The organism is Pseudonocardia sp. NPDC049154, from assembly GCF_040648315.1.
Classification (GTDB): domain Bacteria; phylum Actinomycetota; class Actinomycetes; order Mycobacteriales; family Pseudonocardiaceae; genus Pseudonocardia.
In genome coordinates this window covers 1-26,131 of the sequence record NZ_JBEZDN010000077.1, presented here as the reverse complement: position 1 = coordinate 26,131, position 26,131 = coordinate 1, and the positions used below count along the sequence as shown (strand labels likewise).

Genomic DNA, 26,131 nt, shown 5'->3' with positions numbered 1-26,131 from the left:
GCCGCCGCTCGTCGACCCTGCACCCATGACGAAGAAGGCGAAGGCCCCGAAGCGCCTCCCGCGGGCGCTCTACGAGGCGGAGCTGCTGCGCCTGCAGGGACAGCTCGTCCAGCTGCAGGAGTGGGTCAAGGACACGGGCGCGCGGGTCGTCGTGATCTTCGAGGGGCGCGACGCGGCGGGCAAGGGCGGCGCGATCAAGCGCGTCGTCGAGAACCTGAACCCCCGGGTCGCGCGGATCGTGGCCCTCCCCGCCCCCACCGAGCGCGAGCGGACCCAGTGGTACTTCCAGCGCTACGTCGACCACCTGCCGGCCGCGGGCGAGATCGTGCTGATGGACCGCTCCTGGTACAACCGTGCCGGCGTCGAGCGGGTCATGGGGTTCTGCACACCGCACGAGTACACGCGCTTCCTGCGGCAGTGCCCGATCTTCGAGGACCTGCTGGTCGAGGACGGGATCCTGCTCCGCAAGTACTGGTTCTCGGTCAGTCCGCAGGAGCAGGAGAAGCGGTTCCGCGAGCGCGTCGAGAACCCGCTGAAGCAGTGGAAGCTCTCCCCCATGGACCTCGAGTCGATCGCCCGGTGGGACGACTACTCGCAGGCCAAGGACGACATGCTCGTCCACACCGACACCGACACCGCGCCCTGGACGATCGTCGAGTCCGAGGACAAGCGCCGGGCCCGGCTGAACATGATCGCCCACCTGCTGGACAGCATCCCCTGGGAACCCGTGGTCCGCGCCCCGCTCGCGATCCCCGCCCGCCCGCAGGGCCGCGGCTACGTCCGCCCGCCCCGCGAGCTCTTGCGCGCCGTCCCCGACCACGTCGCGACGCTGCTGGAGAAGGAGACACCCGCCTGAGCGACGGATGAACGCGTGCTAGTCGCGCCGGTCGTCCTGTGGCCGGTCGGATCCTGTCTGCCGAGGTGGAGGCGGCGACGTCGGCTCCGCGGGGGCGGTGGGGCCACCGCTGCCCGGCGCCCGGTGCCGGTGCCGGGCATGCGGCGGGACCGGCTCCTCCTCGAACGTGCCGACCTCCTCGACGAGCTGGGGCCGGCGGGCCCGGGCCACCGCGTACCAGGCCAGGCCGAGGACGACGAGCCCGAGGAAGATCCACGGCATCAGGTTGAGCGGGTAGTCGGGCACCGGGACCACGTTCTTGTAGAAGACGTAGAGCAGCGCCGCGATGACGACGACCGCGAGCACCACCGACGCAGGGTTGAACTCGTCGCGCTTCCGCAGGAAGAACGGCAGCGCGACGGCCATCAGCAGGTAGGCCAGCATGTAGCCGAAGGTGCCGATCGTGCCGGTGTAGGTGATCACGTTGAGCGGCGTCATCCCGGAGGCGACCAGGATGATCGGGACCACGAGCACGACCGGCGCGATGACGGCGATCGCCACGTGCGGGGTCTTGTACGTGGGGTGCGCCCGCCCCAGCGCCTTCGGCAGGATGTCCTCCTCGCCCATCGTGTAGAGGATGCGGGACGAGGCGTTGATGCAGGCGATCGTGACCGCGAAGAACGACGCCGTGATGCCCAGGTCGACGATCCAGGCGACACCGCCGAGCCCGTACTGCCCGGCCAGGTCGCTGATCGGCGCGCTGCTCTGGCTCAGCGCGTTCGGGTCGCCGAAGCCGCGCACCATCGTGTAGGCCGCGAAGACGTACAGGACGCCGACCAGCACCGCGCTGCCGAGCACGGCGCGCGGGATGGCACGGTGGGGGTTGCGCGCCTCCGCGCCGAGGCTGGCGGCGCTCTCGAACCCGACGAAGCCGAGCACGCCGAGCACGATCCCGAAGGCCACGCCGTCGAACGACAGCGTGGAGAGGTCGAACGGGGCCGTGGTGTCGCGGGCCCCGCTGCCGACCAGGACGGCGATCAGCACGACCAGGATGGCGGCGACCGAGACGATCTCGAGGACCAGCCCCACGCGTGTGGAGATCTTGATGCCGATGATCGCGAACGCGGCGGCCCCGATCGCGGCGACCGCCAGGATGATGCAGACGGCGAGCGTGCCGCCGACCGGCAGCCCCAGCGTGGTGAGGAAGCTGCCGAAGTAGATGGCGGTGCCGACCACTCCGATCATCGCGATGAACCCGTAGCCGATGACGAGCCCCCATCCGGCCGCGAACGCCCCGCCCGGGCCCAGGCCCCGCGCGACGTAGGAGTACAGCGACCCGGAGGAGGCGAACCGGCGCCCGAACTGCGTCGCGATCAGCCCGACCAGGATGACGACGACGGTCGCCGCCACGTAGGACAGCCACGCCCCCTGCCCGGCGTAGAGGGCGATCAGCGCCGGAGTGGTGGCCATCGCGGCGCTGGGGGCGATCCCCGCCACCGACTGCGCCATCACGTCGAGCTGGCTCATCGTCCCGTGGGCCAGCCCGGTGTCGGAGTGGACCGGGTGCGATCCGGCTCCCGCCGCGCTCACCCGGTCACCTCCTGCGTCGGGGCCGGGTGTCCGTCGCCGTGCCCGGCCTGTCCGTTCCCGGCGTGGCACGCCGGGGAGCGCGGCAGGTCCAGCGCCGGGTTGCCGTCGAAGAACCCGACCGGCTTGAGGGAGAACCCGATGGAGGTCACCGGCATGACCGGCCAGTCCTCCGGGCGGACCACGTGGTGGGCGCCGAAGGAGTACCAGACGACGACGTCCTCGTTCTCCAGCGGGCGGTCGGCCTTCTGGTACTCGAGCAGCCCGCCCGGCGAGCCGTGCTGGTTCGGGTAGTCGCCGGCGGCGTAGTTCTCCCGCGGGTCGTAGCGGGTGACCCACAGGTGCTTGTAGGCGAACTGCGCGCGGGAGAACGCCTGCGACCCCTCCTGCTGCAGGGGCAGCACGTTCTCGCCGGGCATCAGCTTGTAGCCGGTCGGCTGGCCGAGCTCGTTGACCTCGTTCGGGTTGACGACGTACCACACGCGTGCGACCAGCGGGTCGATCAGCCGCCGCGCCTCGCTCTCCCGCGACAGCGGCGTCTTCGTCGTCACCCAGGCGTTGCCGTACGGGTTGTCCGGCCCGGGCGGCACCGCGGCGGCGTCGACCTCGTAGACCGAGTTGCGGTCGCCGTCGACCTGCATGTCCAGCCGGACGTTGAAGAAGTGCTGGTGGTGCGGCCCGTACAGACCGGGCGCGACGACGACGCCGTGGCGCGGTTCCTCGCCGTCGGCCAGGGCGCCGGTGGAGAGGACGCCGGTCAGCTTCACCTCGAACTGGATGGTGCCGTCGGTGTAGAGGTACCAGAAGAAGCCGTACTCGTAGTTGCCGACGGTCGCGATGCAGGAGATCACCAGCCGGCGGGAACGGCGGACCTCCGCCTTCTCGGTGCGGAAGTCGGTGTGCTTCCAGCTGATCCCGTGGTCCTCCTCGTGCATGCAGATGGCGTTCGGGATCGTGACCGGCCGGCCCTCCTGGTCGTTGGCGGTGACGTCGAAGTAGAAGATCTCGCCGAGGCAGTCGCAGCCGAGGGTCAGCGGATTGAGCAGCACCCCGACCCCGTACTCGCCCTCGTCGAAGACGTTCTTGATCCGGTGCGTCGGCGCGGGGTCGCCGTAGGGGATGTACATCTCCGACAGCGAGGCGCGGTAGAGCACCGGCCGGAGCCGGCCCCGGTCCTCGTAACCCACCTGGTGCAGCACCAGGCCCTCGCGCGGGGTGTAGCCGACCCGCAACCGCCACTTCTGCCAGCTCACCGCGTGCCCGTCGACGGTGAAGCTCGGGCCCTCCGGCTGCGTGATCTCCAGCGGCTTCACGTCCTCGCGCAGCCGGGTGAACCCCGGCCGGTTGTCGCCGTCGAACATCAGCTCGGGCGCGTAGTTGCCCGACTTCGGCGGCAGCGGCACCACGCCGTGGTCGCGGACGTCGATGACCTCCATCTTGTCCATGTCGAGCAGCACGATCAGCCCCTCGACCGGTCGGGCGTAGCCGTTGTCGTCCTCCCGCGAGCGGACGAACGTCAACGGGCGGAGCAGTCGGCGGCCCGTGGGGTCGTCGATGTCGTAACCCGCCGCCCACGGGTCGATCATCGCCAGCGAGAAGTCGGTCACCCCTCGCCTGCGCATCGCCTCCTGCCATCGGGGATCGGACCGCGTGATCTCCTCGGCGCCGAAGAACTCCTCGAGCATCACACTGGGCTGGACGTCGTCGATCACCTCCCAGGAGACCACGACTCCACTGTCGAGCGAGACCACTGCTTCGACGGTCTGCTGGTGACGGCGGTCGTACAGGACGACGAAGGCCGCCCGTTCGGGAGTCGGACCGTCGCCATGGCCGTGGTCGAGGACCTCGCGCTTGGGGGGCTCGTGGAGCGTGACGGTCACGAAGCGGAGCCCCTGGTCGATCCGTCGCTCGGCGCGCAGGATCTCCGTGGTCCGGCGGATCTCGTCAGGAGCGAGCGGTGCCAGGGGATTCGCCGTTGCGGTTGCCTGCCGTGCGCTGACTGTCATCGGTACTCCTCGTCGTTGAGGCGTGGTACGTCGGCGCCGGGGCGGACCACGGACAGGTGTGCCGGTGCTGCGCGGGACACCTGCCCGATCAGAGTCAGAGCGTGACCGGGGTCGCCCGGGGAGGGGCGACGGCGCGGTTGCCCACGACCGTTCCGATCCTAGCCGTGACCTGCGAAAAAAAGGGGGGCGGAAATCCACTCGCGGAATCTGCCGATCCGTCGCTCACCGCACGATCCACACAATCCGAATCGGATCTTTCCGACAATTCGTGCAGGTTCCGCCTGCCCGGTGGAGCTGCGGCGCTCACTCCCGACGGTCATCGCCTCGCGCGTGCGGGCCGGAGCCCGTGCCGGTCTCCCCCGGACCCCGGGGGACGACCTCGAGGGCGAGATCTCGCAGCGTCCGGTAGGCGCGCCGGTCCCGTCGGTAGTACCACAGGTCGTAGATCAGCAGGTTGATCGGGACCCACAGGACCACCCAGGCGATCGTCTGCAGCCCGGTCGAGAGGGCGTCCTCGATCGAGCCCGGTTCCGTGGTCCCGAGGGCGCCGACCGCACCGTTGATGAACAGCACGGCGAGCAGCCCCCACAGGAGCGTGCGGATCCCGAGCCGCCGGACCCCGTCGAGGTCGTCGTTCAGTGCGGTGATCCGGCGGCGGCACTCCCGTGCCAGGGCGGCCCGGGCGCGCTCCTCGAGGCCGGGCGTGACGACGTCGGCCGGCAACCCGACGGTCACCCTCACGGTGGCCCGCCGCCTGGCCCGCTGGACCGCCCGCACCATCTGCTCGAGGCCGGGCCGCGGGTCGTAGGCCTCCAGCTCCGGCGCGAACGGGTCGAGCTGCGGAGCCTCGAACAGGTGCTCGATCCGCAGCATCGGGAGGTACAGGTCGACCTCGCGCGGGCGGCGCCGGAGCCTCACGACGTGAACCTAGCCCGCGGGCGACCCATCGGCGCAAGCAGCGCTCCCCGACCGGGTCAGGCCGACTCGTGCCGCAGCGTGGCCGGAGCGCCCCGGCTCCGGGCGGGCCGTCGTGCGATCACCAGCAACGCGATCAGGGCGAGCGGGAGGGCGATGTCGGCGTACAGCGCCGGCCCGGCGTTGTCGGGGGCCGCCATCGACGACCTGAGCGAGGCTGCCTCTCCCGCACCAGAAGCAGGCATAGCGAGCGAGGCCGCCCGCGCCCCTCCGGGGCAGTAGGAGGTGCGCAGGCGGCGGTCTCGCTCGTGTGGTCAGTCGGTTGGGGTGATCTGGACACCCTTCCAGCTCTGGTAACCGTCGATCGCGGGCGGATCGGAGATCGACTTGTCCTTCGCCACCACGCTCGGGTACGTGTAGAGAGAGACCGTCGAGCCGTTCTCGTAGCCCGCCCGCGCCGCGGCCTGCAGCTTCGCCTCGTAGTCGGGCGAGTCGATGGGCGTGGCGCGTACGACCTTGAGCGCCTCCTGGAACTGTGCCGATGTATAGGGCGAGCTGAGGTTCAGCACCCCGCCCGTGTCGTAGTGCTCCGTGAGCGCCTGGACGTGGGAGTCCCGACCGACATAGCCGAACAATGACGCGGCGAACTGCTTGCCGTAATAGCCCTTGGCCCAGTTGGCCTGGTCGAGCAGCCTGATGTTCGCGGTGATCCCGACGGCCTTGAGCTGGCCCTGGAGGACCTCGGCCGCCTGGTCGAAGTTGCCGGCGATGCCGTTGAGGTCGAACGAGATGGCGCCGTCGGCGTACCCGGCTTTGGCCAGGACGTCGCGCGCCCTGGCCGGGTCGTAGGTGTGTTCGGCGTTCAGCGCCGGGACGTAGGCGGGGTGTCCCTCCGGGAACGGCTGGTGGGCGGGTTGCGCCAGGCCGAAGCCGAGCTTGGTGGCGAACTCGTCAGGGTTGACGGCGTAGCGGACGGCCTCACGCACGGCGGGGTCGTCGAAGGGCGCCTTGTTGACGTTGAGGCTCAGGAAGCTCGAGCCCCAGTGCCGGTCTGTGCTGGCCAGGACGTCGTATCCGGCGCGCTCGGCCTCCTCGGCCTGCTGGGGGTCGAGCTGCGCCCAGTTGTAGACCCCGGACTGCAGCCCCGCCACCAGCGTCGACGGGTCGATCCCGAAGTTGATCTCGATGCGGTTCACCTTGATGTTCGCCGCGTCCCAGTAACCGTCCCACTTCTCCAGGACGATCTTCGACTCCGGGTCGTACGACACCACCTTGAACGGCCCCGCACCCACCGGCGCCGCCGTGTTCAACTTCCCCGGATCCTGCGCCGCAGTCCTGCTCGGCAACATCCCGCCCCGCACCGCCAGCAGGTACGGGATCTGATAATCCTGCTGTCCGAGGTCCAGCCGGACAGTGAGCGGGTCGACCACCGTGGCGGTCTTGACGTTGTTGTACGAGCCCTTGAGCGCCGAGTTCTCCTGCGTCTTGATCCGCTCGATGTTGAACTTCACCGCCTCGGCGTCCACCGGGGTCCCGTCCTGGAAGGTCAACCCCGGCTTGAGCTTGATGGTGATCTGGTCTCCGGCCGCGTTGTACTCGTAGCCCTCGGCGAGCGCGGGCACCACGTGCCGCTCCCCGTCGATGGTGAACAGCGACTCGTAGATCGGGGTCAGCAGGATCGTCGCCGAGGTGGAGCCCGTGACGACGGGGTCCCAGTTCGCCTGGATCTGCTTGGTGCCCCACTTGATCGTCGCGTCCGTCGTGTTCCCGCCGCTCGGCGAGCCTCCGCACCCCGCGACGACCATGGCGATCACGGCCACCACGGCGGCCACCACAGCGGTCGTGGACCGCCTCCTCTTGAGCAGTCTCATGTCTCTCCGATGAGGGAAGGGGTGCTGTGCGCGGGCTGCCAGCCCAACTCTGGGGCGATCTGTGTGGCGATGAGCTCGAGGGCCCGGATCGCGGCGTCCTGGTCCGGCACGGCCGGGTTGAACTGGGTGATGAGGTCTGTGGCGACCGGCAGCACTCGTTCCCGCTGCAGTTCGGCGACGATCTCGTCGGGGTGGCCGTAGAACGAGTGAAAGCGGCGCAGGGCCTCGTCGACGCCGAGGCCGGGCGGGAACTGGCCCTGCTGGGCGAACCGGAGCGCCGCGCGGTGCACGTCGTCGCCGATCTGGGCCAGCGCGGTCCGCCGGTCCGCCGCGGGGAAGACGAAGCGTGACAACCCGATCCGGGGCGCGCGGAGCCTGTCCCAGGCGGCCAGGTAGGTGTCGGCCCACGGTCGCTGGACCTCGTCGGTGGGTGCGTCGTAGCCGTAGGTGGCGCGGTTGAGCAGCAGCTGGGAGCCGGCGTGCGCAGCGTGTTCGGCCCCGGGGCCGCTGAAGACGCCCTGCCAGATCCGGTCGGTGAAGTCCGCGGGGGGCGGCTGGACGGTGAACCCGGGGGCGCCGACCTCCTCGTTCGCCAGTGCCTTGCGCAGGACCGCAAGGTTCTCGGTGGTCAGCTCCCGCTTGCGAGCCACGTCGCGTCCGAACGCGGCGTACTCGGTCTCGCTGTAGCCGCTGCCGACCCCGACCTCGACCCGACCTCCGCTGAGGGTGTCGACGACCGAGACGTCCTCGGCCAGCCGGATCGGGTCCTCCAGCGGCAGGACCGTGACGGCGGTGGCCAGCCGGATCCGGGTGGTGCGGGCGGCGGCGTGGGCCAGGAACGGCCACGGCGAGGACAGGCCGCCGCCCCCGGCGGAGACGTGGTGTTGGGCCACCCAGCCGACGTCGAAACCGAGCTCGTCGGCGACGACGAACAGTTCTTGGGCGTTGCGATAGGCCTGTGCCGCGTCGTCGCGTCCCTGGACGTGGGTGAGGAAGCCGAGCCGGAACCGGGGAACGGCTCCGGCCGGGCCGGTCCCGTTCAGAGCGCCGCCGTTCGGGCTGCTGCCGTCCGCGGTGCTGCCGTTCGGGCCACTTCCGTTCGGGCCGCTCATCGGGCGTGCGCCAGGCTGCGGTCGAGGGTGTGGCGGTTCGGCGGTATCGGCAGGCCGAGGTTGCCGCGCAGCGTGTCCGACTCGTACGCCGTGCGGAACAGGCCGCGTCGCTGCAGTTCCGGCACGACACCGTCGACGAACCAGGTGAAGTCCTCGTCGTTGCGGAACGCGAGGTTGATGCCGTCGAAGGCCCCCGCCTCGAACCAGCGCTCGATGGTGTGCGCCACGGTGGTGGGCGACCCGAGGAACGGTGGCTCCGGGCGCTGCGCGAACGCCTCGGCGACCTGGCGGAGCGTCAGTCCTTCGTCCTCGGCCCGCGCGATGATCGCCGCGGCGCCGGTCCGCCCGCCGTTGGCCGCGAGGTGGGCCACGTCGGGGAAAGGTGCGTCGAGGTCGTAGCGGCTGAAGTCGTGGGCGCCGAAGGCGCGCCCCAGCAATGCGAGGCTACGGTCGAAGTCCCGGTCCTCCTCGTCGATCTCCTGGGCACGCCGCCGGGCCGCGGAGTCCGTGCCGCGGACGATCGGCGCGCCGTGGACGAGGACCTTGACGTGATCGGGTTCACGGCCCGCCGCGGCGATGCGCCGTGTGATGTCGGCGTAGTAGGCGCGCGCGTCGTCGAAGGTGCCGCCGGGGGCGAAGATGCCCTCGGCGACCTGTGCAGCGAGGGTCCGCCCCTCCTCGGACACCCCGGCCTGGAAGATCACCGGCTGGCCCTGCGGCGACCGCGAGAGGTTGAGCGGTCCGGCGACCCGGAAGTGCTCGCCGACGTGGTCGAGTGCGTGCAGCTTGTCGGGGTCGAGGAACACGCCGCGTTCGACGTCGGCCGGGAACGCGTCGTCCTCGTAGGAGTCCCACAGGCCCCGCACGACCCGCACCGACTCCAGCGCCCGCCCGTAGCGCGTGGGGTAGTCGAGGTGCTCGTCGAGCCCGTAGTTGCGGCTGGTGCCGGTGTCGAAGCTGGTGACGACGTTCCACCCGGCTCGGCCGCGGCTGATGTGGTCGAGCGAGGCGAACCGTCGTGCCACGTTGAACGGCGAGTTGTAGGTGGAGCTCAGTGTGCCGACCAGGCCGAGGTGGGTGGTGTGGGTGGCGACCGCGGAGAGCAGGGTCAGCGGCTCGAGCCGGTTGAGGTAGTGCGCCGGGTAGGTCGCGTTGATGAATTGGCTGTCGACGATGAACAGCGCGTCGAACAGCGCCTGCTCGGCCGTCCTTGCCTGCCGGATGTAGTAGTCGATGTCGATGCTGGCGTTCTTGGCGACGCTCGGGTCTTTCCACAACCCGTGCTGCCCGGGGCCGCCCACACCGTAGGGGTGCAGGGCGAGGTGGAGCCTGCGGCTCATGAACGTGCCTCCGTGATTCAGTGCGGAAGGGCTGCTCAGGCCCGGACCCGTTCGCGGCGGGCGATCTCGGGCAGCCCGGCGCGCAGCCGCTCCAGGAAGAGCACGACGGTCGCGGCCGCCGTGCGGTGGCTCTGGTCGTTGAGGGCGTCGTGGCGACCACCCACGATCGCCACCAGCTCGGCCTCGCCGAGACGGGCGTACCAGTCGCGCACGGTGTCCACCGTCCCGAGTGGGTCGGCCGTGCCGTGCAACCCCAGCACCGGGATCTCGATCCGCTCCGGGATCGCGGTCCGGATCCAGGCCGCCGGGACGGGCTCGGCGAGCGCGCCTCGGCGGACCGCGGCGCCGTCGAGTACGCCGAGGTGGACCGGGCAGGCGGTGCGCGCATCCAGCTCCTCCGCCCAGCCGGCGGGTCCCTCGGTCGACGCGACGGGCAGTCCGGCCAGCACGAGGGCGTCCACGCCGGGCAGGCCGTCGGCGACGAGCGCGGCGGCGAACAGCGCTCCGGTGTCGGATCCGACCAGAACCCGCGGGTGCGGGCCCGACCCCGCGTCCGCGAGCACCGCGCGGACCCGCTCGGTGGTCTGTTCGGAGTCGGTGGTGGGCTCGGGCACCACCAGGACCCGGTAGCCGTCGGCCGAGAGCCGCCGTCCCAGGCGGGCGTAGATGCCGGCCTGCTCGCCGCGTCCGGGAAGCACGATGAGGGTGCCCCGCGGGACCACGCCGTCGGGCTCGCTCCACTCGGCCAGCGTCGGGCTCTCGGCCGCCGCGGTCATCGGGCCGCCTCTCGTCCACCGCGCAGCACCGGGGTCTGCTCTCCCGCCTCGACCGCGAACGGGAGGCGGTTGCCCGCGGGGGCGAGCGGGCAGGGCGCGTGGTCGGTGTAGGCACATTGCAGGTTCCCTGCGCGGTTGAAGTCCACCGCCAACGCGCTCTCCCCCGCCTCCGGCAGGGGCAGGGCCAGCGAGCGGCTCGCTGCGTAGGTGGTGACCCCGCTGGTGGCGTCGGTGAACAGCAGGATGCCCAGCCCGGGGTCGTCGTCGCGGGCGAACACGACGAGCCGGTGCTCGTCGCCGTCGACGGTCAGGACGAGCTCGCCGACCGCTTCGTGGGTGTGCTCGATGCCGTCGACGGCGGCGCGGACCTGCTGGGGCCGCCCCTGCGGGTGGCGTTCGAACACCGCGGGGAGGATCCAGGCCGGGTCGTGGTCGTAGGCGGGGGTCTCCACGTAGTCCGTGCGCAGCCGGTAGGTGGGGTCGAGCGGGCGGAGCAGGTCGCGTCCGCCGCGGCGGGACAGCTCCAGCACGACGTCGCCGACCTGCGCGGCCCAGCGGAACTCCCGCTCGGCGACCGGGCCGAACTCGTGCCGCCCGGTCGTCTCGGCGCCGTCTGCCAGCAGGGTCTCCCCCGCCGCGAGCTCGACGACGGGCCCGTCGGGACCGGTGGACCATGCCCCGGGGACGCCGGTGAAGGTGTGGGGTTCGCGTTCGAGGAAGTGCACGGCGCGGTAGGCGAGGTAGCCGTGCGGGTCGCGGCGGCGGCGTTCGTTCTCCGCCCGCCACCGCGACCATTCCGCTGCTCGGGTGGCGGGGTCGAGGGTCTGGGTCATCTCCGGATGCTCCTTCTCGGTCCTTCGTTGATCAGCGGCGATCAGGCCGCGGCGTGCGCGACGGCGGGCCGGACCCGCGGGTGGATCTCCTGCGCCACCTGCCGCAGCCCCTCGCGGAAGGCGTGGGTCCCCGCGGAGACCGGGAGGGAGAACAGCCGGTCGGTGGAGCGGACGAACGCCTCGTCCTGGGAGAGCTGCTCGATGACCTCGTCCGGGCTGCCGTACTTGACGTTGAGCGCATCGAGGTACTCCTGCGGGCCGGACGGGGTCGTTCCCGCCGGGACCCGGAACCGCGTGGGGTGGGCCTCCAGCTCCGCGGCGATGAGGGCGATCGCCTCCGCGCGGGAGGCCGCGGGGAGCACTCCCCGGGAGATGCCGATGCGCGGCTCGACGCCGGCGGGTAGCGCGCCCAGGTACTCGTCGATGAGCGCGGACTGCACTCGGCCGGGGTCGCCCTCGGGGGTCAGCCGGAACAGCAGCAGCCCGTCTCCGGACCGCCCGATCGCGGCCGCGGTCCGCGGATTTCCGGTCGCCTGCCACAGCCGCCCGCCGATTCCGGCGGTCGGCGGGTAGAGCGGGATCTGTTCCCCGTCGGCTGTCACGCCGTGGTCGATGGCGCGCCGCAGGCCGTCGAGTGCGTCGGCGTAGAGGATCTCGCGGTCGCCCTCGGACAGGCCGAAGGCGCTGAAGATGGCCGTCGACTGCGGGTTGCTCTTGCCCACCCCCAGCTCGAGTCGCCCGTCGCTCAGGGCGTCGACGAACGCCGCGGTCTCGGCGACCCGGATCGGGTTGTCGAAGGCCAGTGGCAGTACCGCGGTGCCGAGCCGGATGCGCCCGGCGACCTGGGCGGCCGCAGCGAGGAAGGACAGCGCGTGGGGTAGCCCGAGGATTGTGAAGTGGCCTTCGGCGACCCAGGCGGTCTCGAAGCCGAGCCGTTCGGCCAGGCGGACCGAGTCCAGCGCGTCGGTGTAGACCCGGCCGGGCTCGGGATCGGTGGGGACGGTCAGGAAGAACGACAGCCCACGGACGGCAGGTTCGGCGGGGGTTGCGGTCACGGGAACCTCCGGGTGAGGGGTTCGGGGCGTCATGATGCGGCCGCCTCGGCCAGCGGCCGCAGGCTCGCCCGGGCGTCGTCGGCCCGGGCGAGGGCGAGGTCGAGGACCGCGCCCGCGTCGAGCGCGGTGCCGTCGCCTCGCCACGCCACGTGGGCGTCGGGCCGGATCAGTGCGTACGGCGCGCCGTAGCGCTGGCGCGCCACGGCGTCGGGCAGGTGGATCACCTCGAGCTCCAGGCCGCGGGCGTCGGCGGCGTCCTCGAAATCCGCCACGGCGGCGGAGTCGGGGGTGAGCACGAGAAGCGCCAGGTGTGAGCCGAGGCGGTCGTAGAGGGTGAAGCCGAAGGGGTCGAGGTTGCCGTTGGGGGCGCGGTGCCCGGGCCGCCCGTCCTCGGTGTAGGTGTGGGCGTCCCAGGGCTCCTCCGAGGTGCGCTGCCCGTCCTCGTACCAGACGACCGACGAGTCGTCGTAGCGTTCGTCGAACACCACCCCCAGCGGGAACGCGTGCTCCGCGCCCAGGAGCTCCCCGATCCGTGCTCGGCGCCGTGCGGCGTCGTCGGTGGTGTCGTCATCCGCAGGCACACCGATCTCGCGGATCCGCCGGTACACCTGCGCTCCGGCCCGCTCCCGCGCGAGCGCGTAGTCCGCCACCCGCTGGTTGTGCGGGCGGCGTTCCTGGTCGTAGGAGCGCAACAGGCCCTCCCCCGCCTCCCCGCGCAGCACGGCGGCGAGCTTCCACCCGAGGTTGGCGACGTCGCCGAAGCCTTCGCACAGGTTCCCGCCGGGGGTCCGCACGTGGGCGGCGTCGCCGACCAGGGCGATCCGGTCCTGATAGAAGGTCTCGGCGATCCGGGTGCTCGTGAAGAACGAGGTCTGCGACACGACCTCCAGCTCGAGGTCGAACCCGAACGCCTCCCGCACGTGGGCGATCAGCTCGGCCTCGGTGGGCTGGTGGTCGAGGGGGAAGGGGCCGGCGTAGGTGCGCCAGTCGGTCTCGTTCAGCGCCGCGAGGAAGCCGGTGTAGCGGTCGTTGTAGATGATCGAGGTGCCCGGCACGAACGGTCGGCCGAGCAGCGTCGAGACGTCCGACGCGGTGCGCACGATGACCCGGAAATGCCGTTCGGTGGCGTACTCCCCGGAGCGCGGGATGCCGGCCAAGGTGCGGACCGTGCTCTTGGAGCCGTCCGCTCCGACGACGTAGCGGGACCGCACGCTACGGGTGTCGCCCGTCTCGACCTCGACGAGGTCGGTGGTGACGCCTTCGGCGTCGACTGTCAGGCCCTCGACCCGCCAGCCTCCGGACACGACGGTCCCGACTTCGGCGAGCCGATCGAGGAACACCTTCTGCAACACCGTCTGCGGCCTGCGCAGCGTGCCGTACGCGGACGGGGAAGCGGACGGGCGCCCGACGCGGCCGAGGTCGAAGGACCGCTCGACGCTGCCGCCCAGCTGGTGTCCGATGAGCGAGGTCAGGAGCAGGTTGCCGGTGTTCCACTCCGGCGGGAAGGTCCATTCGTCGCGGATCCGGTCGAGCACCCGCCACTTCGCGAAGATCTCCAGGACGCGGGCGTTGTAGCCAGCGGCTCCGGCGCGGACCAGGGTGGCCTCGGTCGCGGCGTCGACGACGGCCGCGCGGACGCCGTGGCGGGCCAGCTCCATGGCTGTGCCGAGCCCGCTCGGGCCCGCACCGACGACAAGGACGTCGACGACGTCGGAGCCGGTGGCCGGCTCGGCGCGGGGGAACTCGAGGACGTCGACCTGCCGCCTGCCGCGGCTGATGTCATTGCGTGCCGGCATGCCCTACCTCCGCCGTCCGGTCGTGGTCTGCTCGTCCGCACCGGCGGATCCGCCGGAGGGGCCGGCCGTCGGGCCGGCGGCGAGCGGGTGGGGGGAGAGCCCGAGGTTCTCCCGGAACGTCTCGTGGGCGTACTCGCGGCGGAACCGCCCGCGGTCCTGCAGCTCGGCCACGACGCCTGCGGTGAACTCGACGAATCCCGTGGGCAGCACCGCCTCCAGCGCCGCGAGCAGCGGTTCGACGGCGAGCTGTTGGTCGAGCTCACGTCGGCGCTGCCGGGCCTCGGCCTCGGTGGCACCGAGGATGACGAACAGCCCGGGCAGGACGAGCAGGTCCTCGGGTCGGCGCCCGTTCGCCGCGGCCAGTCCCTTGACCTCAGCGGTGAAGGTCCGGGCGAGCTCGGGGACCCGCTGGGAGGTGAACAACGCGTCCGCCCACCGGGCGCCGAACTCCATGCTCCGACGCGACGCACCCGCGTGGAAGAGGACCGGGCGCTGACCGCGGTACCCGCCCGGCAGCGGCAGCACGCCCTCGCTCCGGTGGAACTCCCCGTCCAGCCGCACGGGGCGGGTTCGGGCGGCGTCGATGTAGGTGTCCGCGGCCGCGTCGGCAACCACGGCGTCCTCGGGTAGCGACGCCCACAGTGCGTCCACTGCCGAGACGAACTCCTCGGCGCGGCGGTAGCGGGTGTCGTCGTCGGGTTGCTCGCCGAGTCCGAGCGCCCGCCGGGTGACCTCCTCCTGGCTGGTCACGATGTTCCACGCGGCCCGGCCTCGGCTCACGTGGTCGAGGGTGGCGATCGCTCTGGCGCGCGTGAACGGGTCGCCCTGCAGTGCCGGGTTCGTGGCGACCAGCCCGATATGGTCGGTCTCGCGGGCCAACGCCGCGAGCAGGACCACGGGGTCCGCCCCGCGCCAGGGCCTGCGGTGGGAGGGCTCGTCGAGGACGCCGAGGCGGTCGGCGATGAAGATCGCGTCGAAGCGGGCCTGCTCGGCGAGTCGTGCGATCTCGATGTAGTAGTCGATGCCCGACAGCCAGTCGGCGGTCGGCGGGAGGGTCTTCCAGGCGGCGTCGTGCCGCCCGGTGGCCTGCAGGTTCAGGCAGAGCCTGACCTGTTTCGGCGCAGCGGACACGGGTGGTCTCCGGAGGGGTACGGGTCGGATCAGGACACGGTCGCGAGCTCGGCTCGCAGCCGCGCGCGGCGGCCGCGGTCGGCCGCGCCGGAGGTGAGCGTCGGGGCGGAGCCCACGAGCAGCCGGGTGTACGGGTGTTCGGGGGCGGTGATGACCTGGGCGGTCGGGCCGTCCTCGACGATCCGGCCGTCGTGCAACACGATCGTCCGGTCGGTGACCCCGGCGATGGATCCGAGGTCGTGGGAGATGAACAGCAGCGTGATGTCGGTGGTGGCGCGCAGCCGCTCCAGCAGCTGCAGGATCCGCACCCGGTTCGCCGAGTCCAGCGCGCTGACCGGCTCGTCGAGCAGCAGCAACCGCGGCCCGGTCACCAGGGCCCGCGCGATGGCGACCCGCTGGCGTTGGCCACCGGAGAGCTGGGCGGGGAAGCGGTCGAGCAGCGCGGTGTCGAGCTCGACGGCGGCGAACTGGGCCCGTACCGCCTCGTCGATCTCGGCGCGGCTCAGCTCACGGCGGATCTCCAGCGGCTCCGCCACGGCGCCCTGCACGGTCTGGTCGGGGTCGAGACTGCGCAAGGGGTCCTGGAACACATACTGCGCGACGCCGCTGCGGCCGAACTCGCGTCGCTCCCGCCGTGACAGCCGGGCGACGTCTCGGCCGACGACGCGCACCGAGCCCGCCGTGACAGGGGCCAGTCCGAGTACCGCGCGGGCGAGGGTGGACTTGCCCGCACCGGACTCGCCGATGACCCCGACGGCCTCTCCGGGCAGCAGGGTCAGTGCGGCGCCGGTCAGGGCCTGCTTGCGCGCGTGGCCGCGCCCGAAGGCGACGTCGAGGCCCTCGATCTGCAGGATCGGTTGCGGTTCAGACATGGTTCAGCTCTCCCGCCGGGCGCATCTCGTCGGTGGTCCCCAGGTAGCGCTCCAGCCCGTACTGCTCGTGCTCGTCGACGAGCAGCCGGGTGTAGTCCTCCTGCGGGTCGTGCAGGATGCGGGCGGTCGGGCCCTGCTCGACGACGTGGCCGTCCCGCAGTACCAGCACCTCGTCACAGAGCTGGGCCACGACGGCGAGGTCGTGGGAGACCAGGACCAGCGCCAGGCCGAGTCGCTCGGTGAGCTCGGCCAGCAGGTCGAGGATCTCGGCCTGCACGGTGGCGTCGAGCGCGGTCGTCGCCTCGTCGGCGATGAGGATCTCGGGATCGAGCGAGATCGCGATAGCGATCAGCACTCGCTGCAGCATGCCGCCGGAGAGCTCGTGCACGTACTGCCGGTACACCTGCTCGGGGTCGCGCAGGTGCACGGCGTCGAACAGCTCCACGGCGCGGCGGCGGGCGTCCTTGCGGGCCAGGCCCCCGCGCACCCGCAGCACCTCCTGCAGCTGCTTGCCCACCGGGATGGACGGGTTGAGGTAGGAGGCGGGGTCCTGGAAGACCGCCCCGATCGACGCGCCCCGCAGGGCCGTCCAGTCGCGGCGGTCGAGGGTCGAGACGTCTCGTCCGAGCAGCGTGATGGAGCCCCCGGACACCTCGATCAGGTTCGGCAGGATGCCGAGGACGGCCCGGCAGGTGAGTGACTTGCCGCTGCCGGACTCCCCGACGATGCCCACGACCCGCCCGCGGCGCAGCCGCAGGCTGACCCCGTGGACCAGCTCGGTGTCGCTGAGGTCGTCGTGGATGCGGACGTCTTCGAGGACGAGCACGTCCTCCGGGTGTGCCTGGGTCACGGGTTCGGCGGCGTTGTGCACTGTGGGGGCCTGCGTCATCAGGTCTCCTTCGGTGGTTCTGGGGGCCGTCACGCCGCGACCCTGCGCGCCTTGTTGGCCTTGGCGGCCCGCGCGCCGACCAGCACGCGACCGGACTGGCCCGCGGCGTCCCGGATGGCGTCGGCGAGCATGTTGAAGGCGAGCACGGTGATCAGGATGATCACGGCGGGGAACACCGGGGCGTAAGCCTTCTGCGGCAGGTAGTCCAGGTCGGAGGCGAGGATGCCGCCCCAGGTCGGGGTGGGCGGCTGCACGCCGATGCCGAGGAAGGTCAGGCTCGAGATGACCACGAGTCCGACGCCGAGGGTGGTCGCCAGCGTGATCGCAATGGGCGGCAGCACCTTCGCCCACACGTGCCTCCGCACGATCCATCCGGTCGACGCCCCGGCGAGCAGCGCCGCTTCGACGTACTGGGAGCGGGCGACGCTCAGTGTCGCCGCCCGGGCCACCCGGTAGAACAGAGGGGCGACCAGTAGGCCCACCGCGATCATGGCCTGGGTGATGCCGTTGCCCAGCAGGGCGGTCATGGCCACCGCGAACACCAGGAACGGCAGCGCGACGAGGGTGTCGATCAGGCGCAGCGAGACCCACTCGAAGACCGACCCCAGGTAGACCGAAAGGATCCCCGGGATGGTTCCGAGCACCAGTGCGATGCCGGTGACCTCGAGGGTGCTCATGATGCTGAGCGGGGCGCCCGCGAGGATGCGGCTCAGCACGTCCCTGCCCGTGTAGTCCGTGCCGAGCCAGTGCGCGGCCGACGGCGGGGCGAGGGTGAGGTCGGACCCCTGCAGCGGGTCGTAGGGCGCCAGTGCCGGGCCGAACACCGTGATCACCGCGATGATCAGCAGCACTCCGAGCGCGACGCGGGCGCTCGGGAGGCGCAACAGAACCTTGACCATCTGTCAGACCCCCCGGGCCGCGGCCGGCGAGAGCCGGTTGAGGACGATGTTCACCACGAGGTTGAACACCACGACGAGGACCACGGACACCACGAGCACGCCTTGCACGGCGGGGACGTCCCCGCGGATCGCCGCCTGGGTGGCGAAGACCCCGTAGCCGGAGAGGCCGAAGATCGCTTCGGTGACGACCGCGCCGCCCAGCAGCGCCGGGAACTTCAGGCCGAGGACGGCCAGGGCCGGTCCGATCCCGTTGCGCAGCACGTGGACGAAGAAGATCCGGCGTGGTCCCAGGCCGCGGACGACCGCCCCGGTCACGTAGTTCTCCCGCTTGGCGGACACGAGCCCGTCCCGCAGCTGGCGGGCCACGTCGGCGACGGTGTCGAAGCTGAGCGCGAGCGCCGGGAGGATCAGGTGCGCCAGCCAGGGCCCCAGGCCCGCCTCGATCGGCACGTAGCCCGCGGCGGGCAGCAGGTCCAGGCTCACGGCGAACACCGCGACCAGCGCGATGCCGACGACGAACGGCGGCAGCACCGAGATGGTCGTGGTGAACCCGGTGACCGCCCGATCGATCCAGGTGGCGTGGAAGCGTGCCGCGAGCGCGCCCAGGGCGAATCCGGCGACGACGCCGATCACCAGGGCCACCCCGGCGACGGAGAGGGTGATCACGGCCCGGTCCAGGAGCACCTCGGCGACGCTGTGCCCGTTGAACCAGCTCTCCCCCAGGTCGAAGTGGAGGATGTCGCCGAGCCAGTCGACGTACTGCACCAGGAACGGCCGGTCCAGGCCCCACTCGTGCTCGACGGCCGCGACGGCCTCCGGGGTCGCCGCGTCACCGAGCTGGATGTAGGCGGGGCTGCGGCCCGAGAGGTGGCCGAGCAGGAAGGTGAAGAAGGTGCCGAGCAGGAAGACCGGCACGAACACGGCCAACGGCCTGCCGACCGAGACCAGCAGCCGCCGCCCCCGGGCGCGCACGGCGGACCTCGTGTGGGTGTCCACTACTCCGCCCCGGGGGTGAACTGGACGCCCTTCCAGCTCTGGTAGCCGTCGATGGCGGGCGGGTCCGAGATCGACTTGGCCTTGGCCGTGACGCTCGGGTACGTGTACAGCGAGACCGTCGAGCCGTTCTCGTAGCCGGCCTGGGCGGCTGCCTGCAGCTTCTCCTCGTAGTCCGGTGCGTCGATCGGGGTGGCGCGGACCGCCTTGAGCGCCTCCTGGAACTGCGGCGAGGTGGTCGGCGAGCTGAGATTCAGCACCCCGCCTGCGTCGTAGTGCTCGGTGAGCGCCTGCACATGGGAGTCCCGTCCCACGTAGCCGTAGAGGGAGGCCGCCTGCTGCTTGCCGAAGTAGCCCTTGCCCCAGTTGGCCTGGTCCTGCAGGCGGATGTTCGTGGTGATGCCGACGGCCTTGAGCTGCTGTTGCACCAGCTCGGCCGCCTGGTCGAAGTTCCCGGCGATGCCGTTGAGGTCGAAGGAGATCGCGCCGTCGGCGTACCCGGCCTTGGCCAGGACGTCGCGTGCCTTCGCCGGGTCGTACGGGTGCTCGGAGTCCAGCGCGGCCACGTAGGCCGGGTGCCCCTCCGGGAAGGGCTGGTGCGACGGCTGGCCCAGGCCGAAGCCGAGCTTGGTGGCGAACTCGTCCGGGTTGATCGCGTACCGGACCGCCTCCCGCACCGCGGGATCGGTGAACGGGGCCTTGTTGGCGTTGAGGCTCAGGAAGGTCGAGCCCCAGTGCCGGTCGGTGTCGGCCAGGATGTCGAAGCCCGCCTGCTTCGCCTCATCGGCCTGCTGCGGGTCGAGCTGCGCCCAGTTGTAGACCCCGGACTGCAGCCCCGCCACCAGCGTGGACGCGTCGATCCCGAAGTTGATCTCGATGCGGTTCACCTTGATGTTCGCCGCGTCCCAGTAACCGTCCCACTTCTCCAGGACGATCTTCGACTCCGGGTCGTACGACACCACCTTGAACGGCCCCGCACCCACCGGCGCCGCCGTGTTCAGCTTGCCCGGATCCTGAGCAGCGGCCTCGCTCGGCAGCATCCCGCCCCGCACCGCCAGCAGGTAGGGGATCTGGTAGTCCTGCTGCCCGAGGTCCAGCCGGACAGTGAGCGGGTCGACCACCGTGGCGGTCTTGACGTTGTTGTAGGAGCCCTTGAGCGCCGAGTTCTCCTGGGTCTTGATCCGCTCGATGTTGAACTTCACCGCCTCGGCGTCCACCGGGGTCCCGTCCTGGAAGGTCAACCCCGGCTTGAGCTTGATGGTGATCTGGTCTCCGGCCGCGTTGTACTCGTAGCCCTCGGCGAGCGCGGGCACCACGTGCCGCTCCCCGTCGACGGTGAACAGCGACTCGTAGATCGGCGTCAGGAACAACGTGGCGCCGGTCGACCCGGTGACGATCGGATCCCAGTTGGCCTGGGCCCACTTGGTCCCCCATCGGATGGTCGAGTCGGTGCCCGACCCACCCCCGGCGGAGCCCCCGCAGCCCGCCAGGACCATCCCGAGCACCGCGACGACCGCCGCCACGACGGCGGCGGACCGCCCGGACCTGCTGTGCAGTCTCATGACTCTCCGATGTGGTGGATCAGGCGCTCAGGCGCGCGGCCTGCGCGCGGGCAGCGGTGTGGACGTTGGGGGGCACGGGCAGACCGAGGTTGCCGCGAAGCGTGCTCGCCTCGTAGGCGGTGCGGACCACACCCCGGTTGCGCAGGATCGGCAGCACCTCGTCGGTGAACCGGGCGAAGGCGCTCGGCACGGTGACGTGGATGTTCAGGCCGTCGAGCGCACCGGCCTCGAACCATTCCTGGATCCGGTCGGCGACCGTCTCGGCGGCACCCACGAACGGCGACGGCGCGGGTCCGGAGAAGCGTCGCACGGTCTGCCGCAGCGTCAGCCCCTCCTCCCGGGCGACCCGGACGATGGTGGCCGTCTGGCTGCCGAAGTTGTTGTGTCCCAGGTGGGTCACGTCCGGGAACGGGGCGTCGAGGTCGTAGCGTCCGAAGTCGTGCCAGCCGAAGGGTCTGCCGAACTGGGCCAGGTCGCGCGCGAAGTCCCGATCGTTGCGTCGCCGGTCCTCGATCTCTCGGGCCTCGGCGTCGGTGTCCGCCACGATCGGTTCGACGCCCGGGAGGATACGGACGTGCTGGGGGTCGCGACCCTTCGCCGCGGCTCGCCGGCGGATGTCCTCGGCGAAGGCAACGCCCTCCTCGATCGTCGCCTGGTGGGTGAAGATGCCCTCCCCGACAGCCGCACCGAGATCGCGGCCCTCCTCGGAGTTCCCGGCCTGGAAGATGACCGGATGCCCCTGAGGGGACCGGATCAGGTTCAGCGGACCGCGGACGCGGAAGTGCTCGCCCTCGTGGTCGAGCCGGTGCAGGCGCGAGGGATCGACGAAGACGCCGGTCTCGACGTCGCGGGGGAACGCGTCGTCCTCGTAGGAGTCCCACAGCCCCTGACACACCCGGACCGACTCGAGAGCCCGCGCGTAACGGGTGGGGTGGTCGTAGTGCTCGTCGAGACCGAAGTTCGCTGCGGTGCCGCCGTCTCCGGTCGCCACGACGTTCCAACCGGCGCGGCCGCGACTGATCACATCCAGCGACGCGAAGCGGCGGGCGAGGTTGAAGGGGCTGTTGTAGCTGGTACTGACGGTGCCGACCAGCCCGATGTGCGTCGTGGTCACCGCGAGCGCGGACAGCAGGGTGAACGGTTCGAGGCGGGCGAGGTAGTGCGGTGGGGAGTCGGGGGTGATGTAGGCGCTGTCGACGATGAAGACGAGGTCGAACAGCGCCGCCTCCGCCTGGCGGGCCCGGGCGATGTACCAGTCGACGTCGACGCTGGCGTCCCCCGGGATCTCGGGGTGCGTCCAGACGTCGTGTTGGCCGGGGCCTCCGACGCCCATCAGGACGGCACCGAGTTTGAGCTGACGGGCCATGGCTCGTCCTTTCACGGTGAGGAGATCGGGTGCGGACGCGAGTCAGCGCGCCGGCGCGCCTCGTCGCGCGCCGACGCGTCAGTACGTCAGCAGGGATCAGAACCCGAGCGGGTCCACGACGGGACCGCTCAGCGACGCCGGTGCGGCGTCAGCGAAGGTCGAGACGACACGTGGCGGTACAGGTGCGGGCGAGGTCGACCGCCAGCCGCCGGGTCAGTCCGACGAAGAAGCCACGCGCGCATGCGCCACCCGACCGGGTGAGCGAGGCAAGGGCGCGGGCCGAAGACACGCCACGATGGTGACACTTCGTCATCCGCATCGTCCAACTCGGGGATCCGATCACTTTCGATAGGATTTCCCGATCTATTCTGCTGGACTGACGTCGTGTCCTCTCAGACTCGCACACTCGACGTCGTGCCGCTGCGAAGCTTTGTGGCGGTCGCGGAGTATGGGGGTTTCCATCGAGCCGCGGCGGTCCTGCACGTCAGCCAGCCGACGGTGAGCGACCACGTCAGACGGCTCGAGAACGCCTGCGGGACGCCGTTGGTGAAGCGGGTCGGTCGCGCCTCGCGGCTCACACAGGCGGGCGAGACACTGCTCGTGGAGGCCCGTCGGATGTTGAGCATCCACGACGACGTGCTCGCTCGGCTCGCCGCTCCGCTCGCCCAGGAACTCAGCGTCGGATCCACCGAGCACGCCGCCGACCAGCTGCTCCCCCGGTTGAGCAACGCGCTGGCGGGAGCCGTGCGATACCGACTCGACCGTGGGGTCGGCTTGCGCGAGGCGTTGGACCGCGGCGACCTGGACCTCGCGCTCCTTCTCGCGGCCCCCTCGGACGAGCGCTCCGCCGCCGCGGGCCATCTCGACGTGCGGTGGTACGCGGCGCCCAGCTGGGACCCGCCGCCCGGGCCGGTCCCCCTCGTCGGACTCGACGAGCCGTGCGCGCTGCGCGACCGCGCGGTCGCGACGCTCACCAGCGCTGGGAGCGCCGTGACGGTCGCTTGCGAGGCCGCATACCTGGCGGGCGTGCTCGCCGCAGCGCGGGCGGGACTCGGCGTCGCGCTGCTGGCCACGATGGGGCACACACCCGAGGGCCTCGTCGAACGGATGGACCTGCCGCCGGCCGCGCCCCTGCCGGTCACGGTGCGCAGCAGGCGCGGACTCCCCCCGCAGACCCTGGCGAGCACGGCGTCCGCGGTGGCCAGCGTGCTGAGGTCCGCTCGGGGGCCCGTATAGGTACCGCTACCGAGCCCTCTCCACCTGGTGGTAGCGAGACCCGGTATGTCCGGCAGGTGGTCGATCAGCTCGCGCTGGAGTTCGTTCTACTGCACCTCGGCGGCCGAGGCCTGAGGACGCGTCCGGGAGGACCTCCTCGGAGGTGCGGAGCACACGGTGGAGTGCGGGGGCGTCGTCGTCCTGTCGCCAGATCAGGTACACCGTGATCGGCGGGAGGGGATCGGCGACGTCGAGGATCCGGACGCCGTCGAGGGGGAGGTTGGCCACCGCGCTGGCGGTGGTGAAGTGCAGCCCCACCCCTGCAGCGACCAGCGCGATGCAGGTCCACGAGTCCGGGGCGGTCTGCGCGAAACGCGGCGCGAATCCGAGCGCCTGGCAGCGGGCGACCAGGATCGCGCGTAGTGCCGATCCGAACGCCTCCGGGAAGGCCACGAACGGTTCCTCCCGGCAGTCGACGAAGCTCACCTGCGCCTCCGCGGCGAGCCGATGGGCAGCGGGCGCCGCGAGGACGCACCGGTCCGTCGCGATCCCGCGGCAGTCGACGCCGACGGGCGGCTCGGCGAAGCGGGCGATGACCAGGTCGCTGTCGTGCCGGAGCAGGTCCGCCACCGCCGAGGCGCCGTAGCGACCGGGCTGTAACTCGAGGTCCACGAGTGGATGCCGCTCGCGCACCGCGCGCGCGAGGGCGCCCACCGCAAGGTGCGCCGAGGGGCCGGCGAAGCCGATGCGGATCCGGCCGCTGCGACCCTCGTGGGCCGCGAGGACCGCCGCCCTGGCCTCCTCCTCGAGCGCCAGCATCCTCGCCACGCGATCGAGGAGCGCCTCGCCGGCGGCCGTCAGCTCGACGCGGCGGGTCGTGCGGGTGAACAGCGGGGTTCCCAGATCCTCCTCCAGCGCCTTGATCGTCCGGCTCAGGTAGGGCTGGGCCAGGTGCAGGCGCTCGGCGGCCCGGCCGAAGTGCAACTCGGCAGCCACCGCGTCGAACGCGCGCAGCTGATGCAGATCCACGGCCACCCCTTTGATGCGACAGCAGCAACAATAGAGCAGACACCGGTCTTGGACGTGCATCAAAGCGTCCTGCACGCTGGAGCCATGACAGAGGTGTCTGCCGAGGACTTCGACTTCATCCGCCGCCAGGTGCGGGACTTCATCCGCAACGACGTCGTCCCCCGCGAGATCGAGATCATGAAGGAGGACCGGATCCCGGACGACCTCCGGCGAGCCGCGGCCGAGATGGGTCTGTTCGGCTACGCGATCCCGGAGGAGTGGGGTGGCCTCGGGCTGGACCTGACCCAGGACGTCGAGCTCGCCATGGAGTTCGGCTACACCACGCTGTCACTGCGCTCGATGTTCGGTACGAACAACGGCATTGCCGGGCAGGTGCTCGTCGGGTTCGGCACCGACGAGCAGCGCAAGACCTGGCTGGAACGGATCGCCTCGGGCGAGGTCGTCGCCTCCTTCGCCCTCACCGAGCCCGGCGCCGGCTCCAACCCCGCGGGCCTGCGCACTCGGGCCCGCCGCGACGGCAGCGCGTGGGTCATCGACGGACAGAAGCAGTTCATCACCAACGCTCCCATCGCCGACCTGTTCATCGTGTTCGCCCGCACCCGCGACCCGCAGCCGAAGGACCCGGGCATCGCCGTGTTCCTCGTCCCCGCCGACACCCCCGGCGTCACGGTCGGGCCGAAGGACCACAAGATGGGCCAGGAGGGCGCCTGGACCTCCGACGTCACCTTCTCCGACGTCCGCGTACCCGCCGAGGCCCTGATCGGCGGCGAGGAGGCGGCCGGCTACAAGGCCGCGATGACCTCGCTCGCCCGCGGCCGGGTGCACATCGCCGCCCTCGCCGTCGGCACCGCACAGCGCGCGCTCGACGAGTCCGTCGCCTACGCCGCCCAGAACACCCAGGGCGGCACCCGGATCGGCGACTTCCAGCTGGTCCAGGCCATGCTGGCCGACCAGCAGGCCGGCGTGCTCGCCGGGCGGGCCATGGTGCGCGAGACCGCTCGCGCCTACGTCTCCGGCGAGGACCGCCGGATCGCCCCCTCGGCGACCAAGCTGTTCTGCACCGAGATGGTCGGCCAGGTCGCCGACCTCGCCGTCGAGGTCCACGGCGGCTCCGGCTACATGCGCGAGATCCCGGTCGAACGCATCTACCGCGACGTCCGGCTGCTGCGCCTCTACGAAGGCACTAGCGAGATCCAGCGCCTCATCGTCGGCGGCGGACTGGTCCGCCAGGCCCTCGCGAACTCGTGACCCACTTCGTCTGGCTCAACCGCGGCAAGGAGTCTTTGGCTGTCGACCTCAAGTCCAACCGCGGCCGCCGCATTGCCCGAGCCCTGATCGCGCGGGCGGACGTGTTCCTCCACAACACCGCACCTGACGTCGTCGAACGGCTCGGGCTCGACGCCGACACCCTGCGCGCCGCCGACCCGCGCCTGGTCGTGGTCACCATCTCCGGCCACGGCACCAGCGGTCCGCGCAGGGACCGCAAAGCCTACGACATGCTCATCCAGGCCGAGTCCGGAATGGTCTCGGTGACCGGCACGCCGGACACCGCCACCAAGACCCGGTTCCGTCGCGTTTCCGTCCCACATGATCTTGAGATAGGGGACGCTGCAGGAGCCAGGATGAGCTGTGAGAATACGTCTCACTGTGGGGCAGGTGGGGCTCGAACCCACGACCTGACGGATTGTGAGGCCCTGAAAGATCGCGTTCTGAGCCATCTACCAGCGGAAACGTTCTCACTGGCGTGACACGAACATCCCTGCTGCACTGTGTTCTGCAGGGTTTCGTGTCACGTTTCGTGTCACGGCGATCATCGCGTCGCTTCCCCACGATGGCCACGTCAGCGGAGGTGGTGTACAAGATCGCTCCGCGTGATCTTGTGTGGACTTTAGGCGGTCAGGGCTTCGGTTGTCACGGTGTGCTGTTGCGGGGTCGCGGGGTCGGGTTCGGCGATGACGATGCGGAGGCGGGACTTGGCCAGCAGCTCGAGGCTCATGTAGCGGCGCCCTTCGGTCCATTCGTCGCTCTGTTCGGCGAGCACGGCGCCGA

The 26,131-nt window shown here is 71.2% G+C and carries 23 protein-coding genes and 1 pseudogene; 4 read left to right on the top strand and 20 right to left on the bottom strand.

From position 1 onward, the window contains the following. The first annotated feature begins 25 nt into the window (after positions 1 to 25). Positions 26 to 856 (top strand): polyphosphate kinase 2, encoded by an 831-nt coding sequence (gene ppk2 / locus AB0B41_RS28770; RefSeq protein WP_358208783.1) that lies wholly within the window; start codon positions 26 to 28, stop codon positions 854 to 856. An 18-nt stretch (positions 857 to 874) separates the two neighbouring features. Here ppk2 and AB0B41_RS28765 read toward each other — a convergent pair whose 3' ends face one another. The 18 genes from AB0B41_RS28765 to AB0B41_RS28680 form a co-directional block, all read right to left on the bottom strand. Further along, positions 875 to 2,425, bottom strand: coding sequence for an APC family permease (locus AB0B41_RS28765; protein ID WP_358208781.1), 1,551 nt, complete (start codon positions 2,423 to 2,425; stop codon positions 875 to 877). Beyond that, entirely contained in the window at positions 2,422 to 4,428 is a 2,007-nt protein-coding gene (locus tag AB0B41_RS28760) for a primary-amine oxidase (RefSeq protein WP_358208779.1), read from the bottom strand. The genes AB0B41_RS28765 and AB0B41_RS28760 overlap by 4 nt, the downstream gene beginning before the upstream one ends. Before the next feature lie 303 nt (positions 4,429 to 4,731). Beyond that, positions 4,732 to 5,346, bottom strand: a complete 615-nt coding sequence (locus AB0B41_RS28755) for a hypothetical protein (RefSeq protein ID WP_358208777.1) — start codon at positions 5,344 to 5,346, stop codon at positions 4,732 to 4,734. 56 nt (positions 5,347 to 5,402) lie between these two features. Next, entirely contained in the window at positions 5,403 to 5,543 is a 141-nt protein-coding gene (locus tag AB0B41_RS28750) for a hypothetical protein (protein ID WP_358208775.1), read from the bottom strand. A gap of 114 nt (positions 5,544 to 5,657) precedes the next feature. Next, entirely contained in the window at positions 5,658 to 7,214 is a 1,557-nt protein-coding gene (locus AB0B41_RS28745; protein WP_358208773.1) for an ABC transporter substrate-binding protein, read from the bottom strand. After that, positions 7,211 to 8,326: an LLM class flavin-dependent oxidoreductase gene (locus AB0B41_RS28740; RefSeq protein WP_358208771.1), complete on the bottom strand. Its 1,116-nt coding sequence runs from the start codon at positions 8,324 to 8,326 to the stop codon at positions 7,211 to 7,213. Before AB0B41_RS28740 ends, AB0B41_RS28745 begins: the two co-directional genes overlap by 4 nt. Then, a complete protein-coding gene (locus AB0B41_RS28735) occupies positions 8,323 to 9,666 on the bottom strand; it encodes an NtaA/DmoA family FMN-dependent monooxygenase (protein WP_358208769.1) in 1,344 nt (447 codons plus the stop codon). Before AB0B41_RS28735 ends, AB0B41_RS28740 begins: the two co-directional genes overlap by 4 nt. A 35-nt stretch (positions 9,667 to 9,701) precedes the next feature. Beyond that, entirely contained in the window at positions 9,702 to 10,442 is a 741-nt protein-coding gene (locus AB0B41_RS28730; RefSeq protein WP_358208767.1) for a lysophospholipase, read from the bottom strand. Further along, the gene (locus AB0B41_RS28725; protein WP_358208765.1) at positions 10,439 to 11,275 is read right to left on the bottom strand and encodes a DUF1684 domain-containing protein; all 837 of its coding nucleotides are present in this window, start codon (positions 11,273 to 11,275) and stop codon (positions 10,439 to 10,441) included. Before AB0B41_RS28725 ends, AB0B41_RS28730 begins: the two co-directional genes overlap by 4 nt. 41 nt (positions 11,276 to 11,316) lie before the next feature. Then, positions 11,317 to 12,330: an LLM class flavin-dependent oxidoreductase gene (locus AB0B41_RS28720; protein ID WP_358208763.1), complete on the bottom strand. Its 1,014-nt coding sequence runs from the start codon at positions 12,328 to 12,330 to the stop codon at positions 11,317 to 11,319. Between the two features lie 29 nt (positions 12,331 to 12,359). Next, positions 12,360 to 14,126 carry an FAD-dependent oxidoreductase gene (locus tag AB0B41_RS28715; RefSeq protein WP_358208761.1) on the bottom strand — a complete coding sequence of 589 codons (1,767 nt, stop codon included), beginning with the start codon at positions 14,124 to 14,126 and terminating at the stop codon, positions 12,360 to 12,362. 3 nt (positions 14,127 to 14,129) lie between these two features. Next, the gene (locus tag AB0B41_RS28710) at positions 14,130 to 15,257 is read right to left on the bottom strand and encodes an NtaA/DmoA family FMN-dependent monooxygenase (RefSeq protein WP_358208759.1); all 1,128 of its coding nucleotides are present in this window, start codon (positions 15,255 to 15,257) and stop codon (positions 14,130 to 14,132) included. 29 nt (positions 15,258 to 15,286) lie between these two features. Continuing rightward, positions 15,287 to 16,129, bottom strand: coding sequence for an ABC transporter ATP-binding protein (locus AB0B41_RS28705; protein WP_358208757.1), 843 nt, complete (start codon positions 16,127 to 16,129; stop codon positions 15,287 to 15,289). Further along, positions 16,122 to 17,018: an ABC transporter ATP-binding protein gene (locus AB0B41_RS28700; RefSeq protein WP_358208755.1), complete on the bottom strand. Its 897-nt coding sequence runs from the start codon at positions 17,016 to 17,018 to the stop codon at positions 16,122 to 16,124. Before AB0B41_RS28700 ends, AB0B41_RS28705 begins: the two co-directional genes overlap by 8 nt. Before the next feature lie 29 nt (positions 17,019 to 17,047). Next, positions 17,048 to 17,917, bottom strand: a complete 870-nt coding sequence (locus tag AB0B41_RS28695) for an ABC transporter permease (protein WP_358208753.1) — start codon at positions 17,915 to 17,917, stop codon at positions 17,048 to 17,050. 3 nt (positions 17,918 to 17,920) lie between these two features. After that, positions 17,921 to 18,889: an ABC transporter permease gene (locus AB0B41_RS28690; protein ID WP_358208751.1), complete on the bottom strand. Its 969-nt coding sequence runs from the start codon at positions 18,887 to 18,889 to the stop codon at positions 17,921 to 17,923. A 23-nt stretch (positions 18,890 to 18,912) separates the two neighbouring features. After that, a complete protein-coding gene (locus AB0B41_RS28685) occupies positions 18,913 to 20,472 on the bottom strand; it encodes an ABC transporter substrate-binding protein (protein WP_358208749.1) in 1,560 nt (519 codons plus the stop codon). 19 nt (positions 20,473 to 20,491) lie between these two features. Next, a complete protein-coding gene (locus AB0B41_RS28680; RefSeq protein WP_358208747.1) occupies positions 20,492 to 21,838 on the bottom strand; it encodes an LLM class flavin-dependent oxidoreductase in 1,347 nt (448 codons plus the stop codon). A 384-nt stretch (positions 21,839 to 22,222) separates the two neighbouring features. Here AB0B41_RS28680 and AB0B41_RS28675 point away from each other — a divergent pair, with 384 nt between their 5' ends. After that, positions 22,223 to 23,074: a LysR family transcriptional regulator gene (locus AB0B41_RS28675; RefSeq protein ID WP_358208745.1), complete on the top strand. Its 852-nt coding sequence runs from the start codon at positions 22,223 to 22,225 to the stop codon at positions 23,072 to 23,074. A 6-nt stretch (positions 23,075 to 23,080) separates the two neighbouring features. Here the strand turns inward: AB0B41_RS28675 and AB0B41_RS28670 are convergent, their stop codons facing one another. Beyond that, entirely contained in the window at positions 23,081 to 24,082 is a 1,002-nt protein-coding gene (locus AB0B41_RS28670) for a LysR substrate-binding domain-containing protein (RefSeq protein WP_358208743.1), read from the bottom strand. Positions 24,083 to 24,166: 84 nt separating this feature from the next. Here AB0B41_RS28670 and AB0B41_RS28665 point away from each other — a divergent pair, with 84 nt between their 5' ends. Beyond that, positions 24,167 to 25,330 carry an acyl-CoA dehydrogenase family protein gene (locus AB0B41_RS28665; RefSeq protein ID WP_358208741.1) on the top strand — a complete coding sequence of 388 codons (1,164 nt, stop codon included), beginning with the start codon at positions 24,167 to 24,169 and terminating at the stop codon, positions 25,328 to 25,330. Next, a complete protein-coding gene (locus AB0B41_RS28660) occupies positions 25,327 to 25,830 on the top strand; it encodes a CoA transferase (protein ID WP_358208739.1) in 504 nt (167 codons plus the stop codon). Before AB0B41_RS28665 ends, AB0B41_RS28660 begins: the two co-directional genes overlap by 4 nt. A 140-nt stretch (positions 25,831 to 25,970) precedes the next feature. On the opposite strand, the pseudogene AB0B41_RS28655 reads toward AB0B41_RS28660, so the two are convergent. Next, positions 25,971 to 26,131: pseudogene (locus AB0B41_RS28655) on the bottom strand (IS256 family transposase); the annotation flags it as partial.

Excerpts from the sequence above, each read along its gene's own strand:
- ppk2 (WP_358208783.1), top strand. The coding sequence starts at position 26 with ATGACGAAGAAGGCGAAGGCCCCGAAGCGCCTCCCGCGGGCGCTCTAC.
- AB0B41_RS28760 (WP_358208779.1), bottom strand. The coding sequence starts at position 4,428 with ATGACAGTCAGCGCACGGCAGGCAACCGCAACGGCGAATCCCCTGGCA.
- AB0B41_RS28750 (WP_358208775.1), bottom strand. The coding sequence starts at position 5,543 with ATGGCGGCCCCCGACAACGCCGGGCCGGCGCTGTACGCCGACATCGCC.
- AB0B41_RS28745 (WP_358208773.1), bottom strand. The coding sequence starts at position 7,214 with ATGAGACTGCTCAAGAGGAGGCGGTCCACGACCGCTGTGGTGGCCGCC.
- AB0B41_RS28740 (WP_358208771.1), bottom strand. The coding sequence starts at position 8,326 with ATGAGCGGCCCGAACGGAAGTGGCCCGAACGGCAGCACCGCGGACGGC.
- AB0B41_RS28735 (WP_358208769.1), bottom strand. The coding sequence starts at position 9,666 with ATGAGCCGCAGGCTCCACCTCGCCCTGCACCCCTACGGTGTGGGCGGC.
- AB0B41_RS28730 (WP_358208767.1), bottom strand. The coding sequence starts at position 10,442 with ATGACCGCGGCGGCCGAGAGCCCGACGCTGGCCGAGTGGAGCGAGCCC.
- AB0B41_RS28725 (WP_358208765.1), bottom strand. The coding sequence starts at position 11,275 with ATGACCCAGACCCTCGACCCCGCCACCCGAGCAGCGGAATGGTCGCGG.
- AB0B41_RS28715 (WP_358208761.1), bottom strand. The coding sequence starts at position 14,126 with ATGCCGGCACGCAATGACATCAGCCGCGGCAGGCGGCAGGTCGACGTC.
- AB0B41_RS28705 (WP_358208757.1), bottom strand. The coding sequence starts at position 16,129 with ATGTCTGAACCGCAACCGATCCTGCAGATCGAGGGCCTCGACGTCGCC.
- AB0B41_RS28700 (WP_358208755.1), bottom strand. The coding sequence starts at position 17,018 with ATGACGCAGGCCCCCACAGTGCACAACGCCGCCGAACCCGTGACCCAG.
- AB0B41_RS28695 (WP_358208753.1), bottom strand. The coding sequence starts at position 17,917 with ATGGTCAAGGTTCTGTTGCGCCTCCCGAGCGCCCGCGTCGCGCTCGGA.
- AB0B41_RS28685 (WP_358208749.1), bottom strand. The coding sequence starts at position 20,472 with ATGAGACTGCACAGCAGGTCCGGGCGGTCCGCCGCCGTCGTGGCGGCG.
- AB0B41_RS28680 (WP_358208747.1), bottom strand. The coding sequence starts at position 21,838 with ATGGCCCGTCAGCTCAAACTCGGTGCCGTCCTGATGGGCGTCGGAGGC.
- AB0B41_RS28665 (WP_358208741.1), top strand. The coding sequence starts at position 24,167 with ATGACAGAGGTGTCTGCCGAGGACTTCGACTTCATCCGCCGCCAGGTG.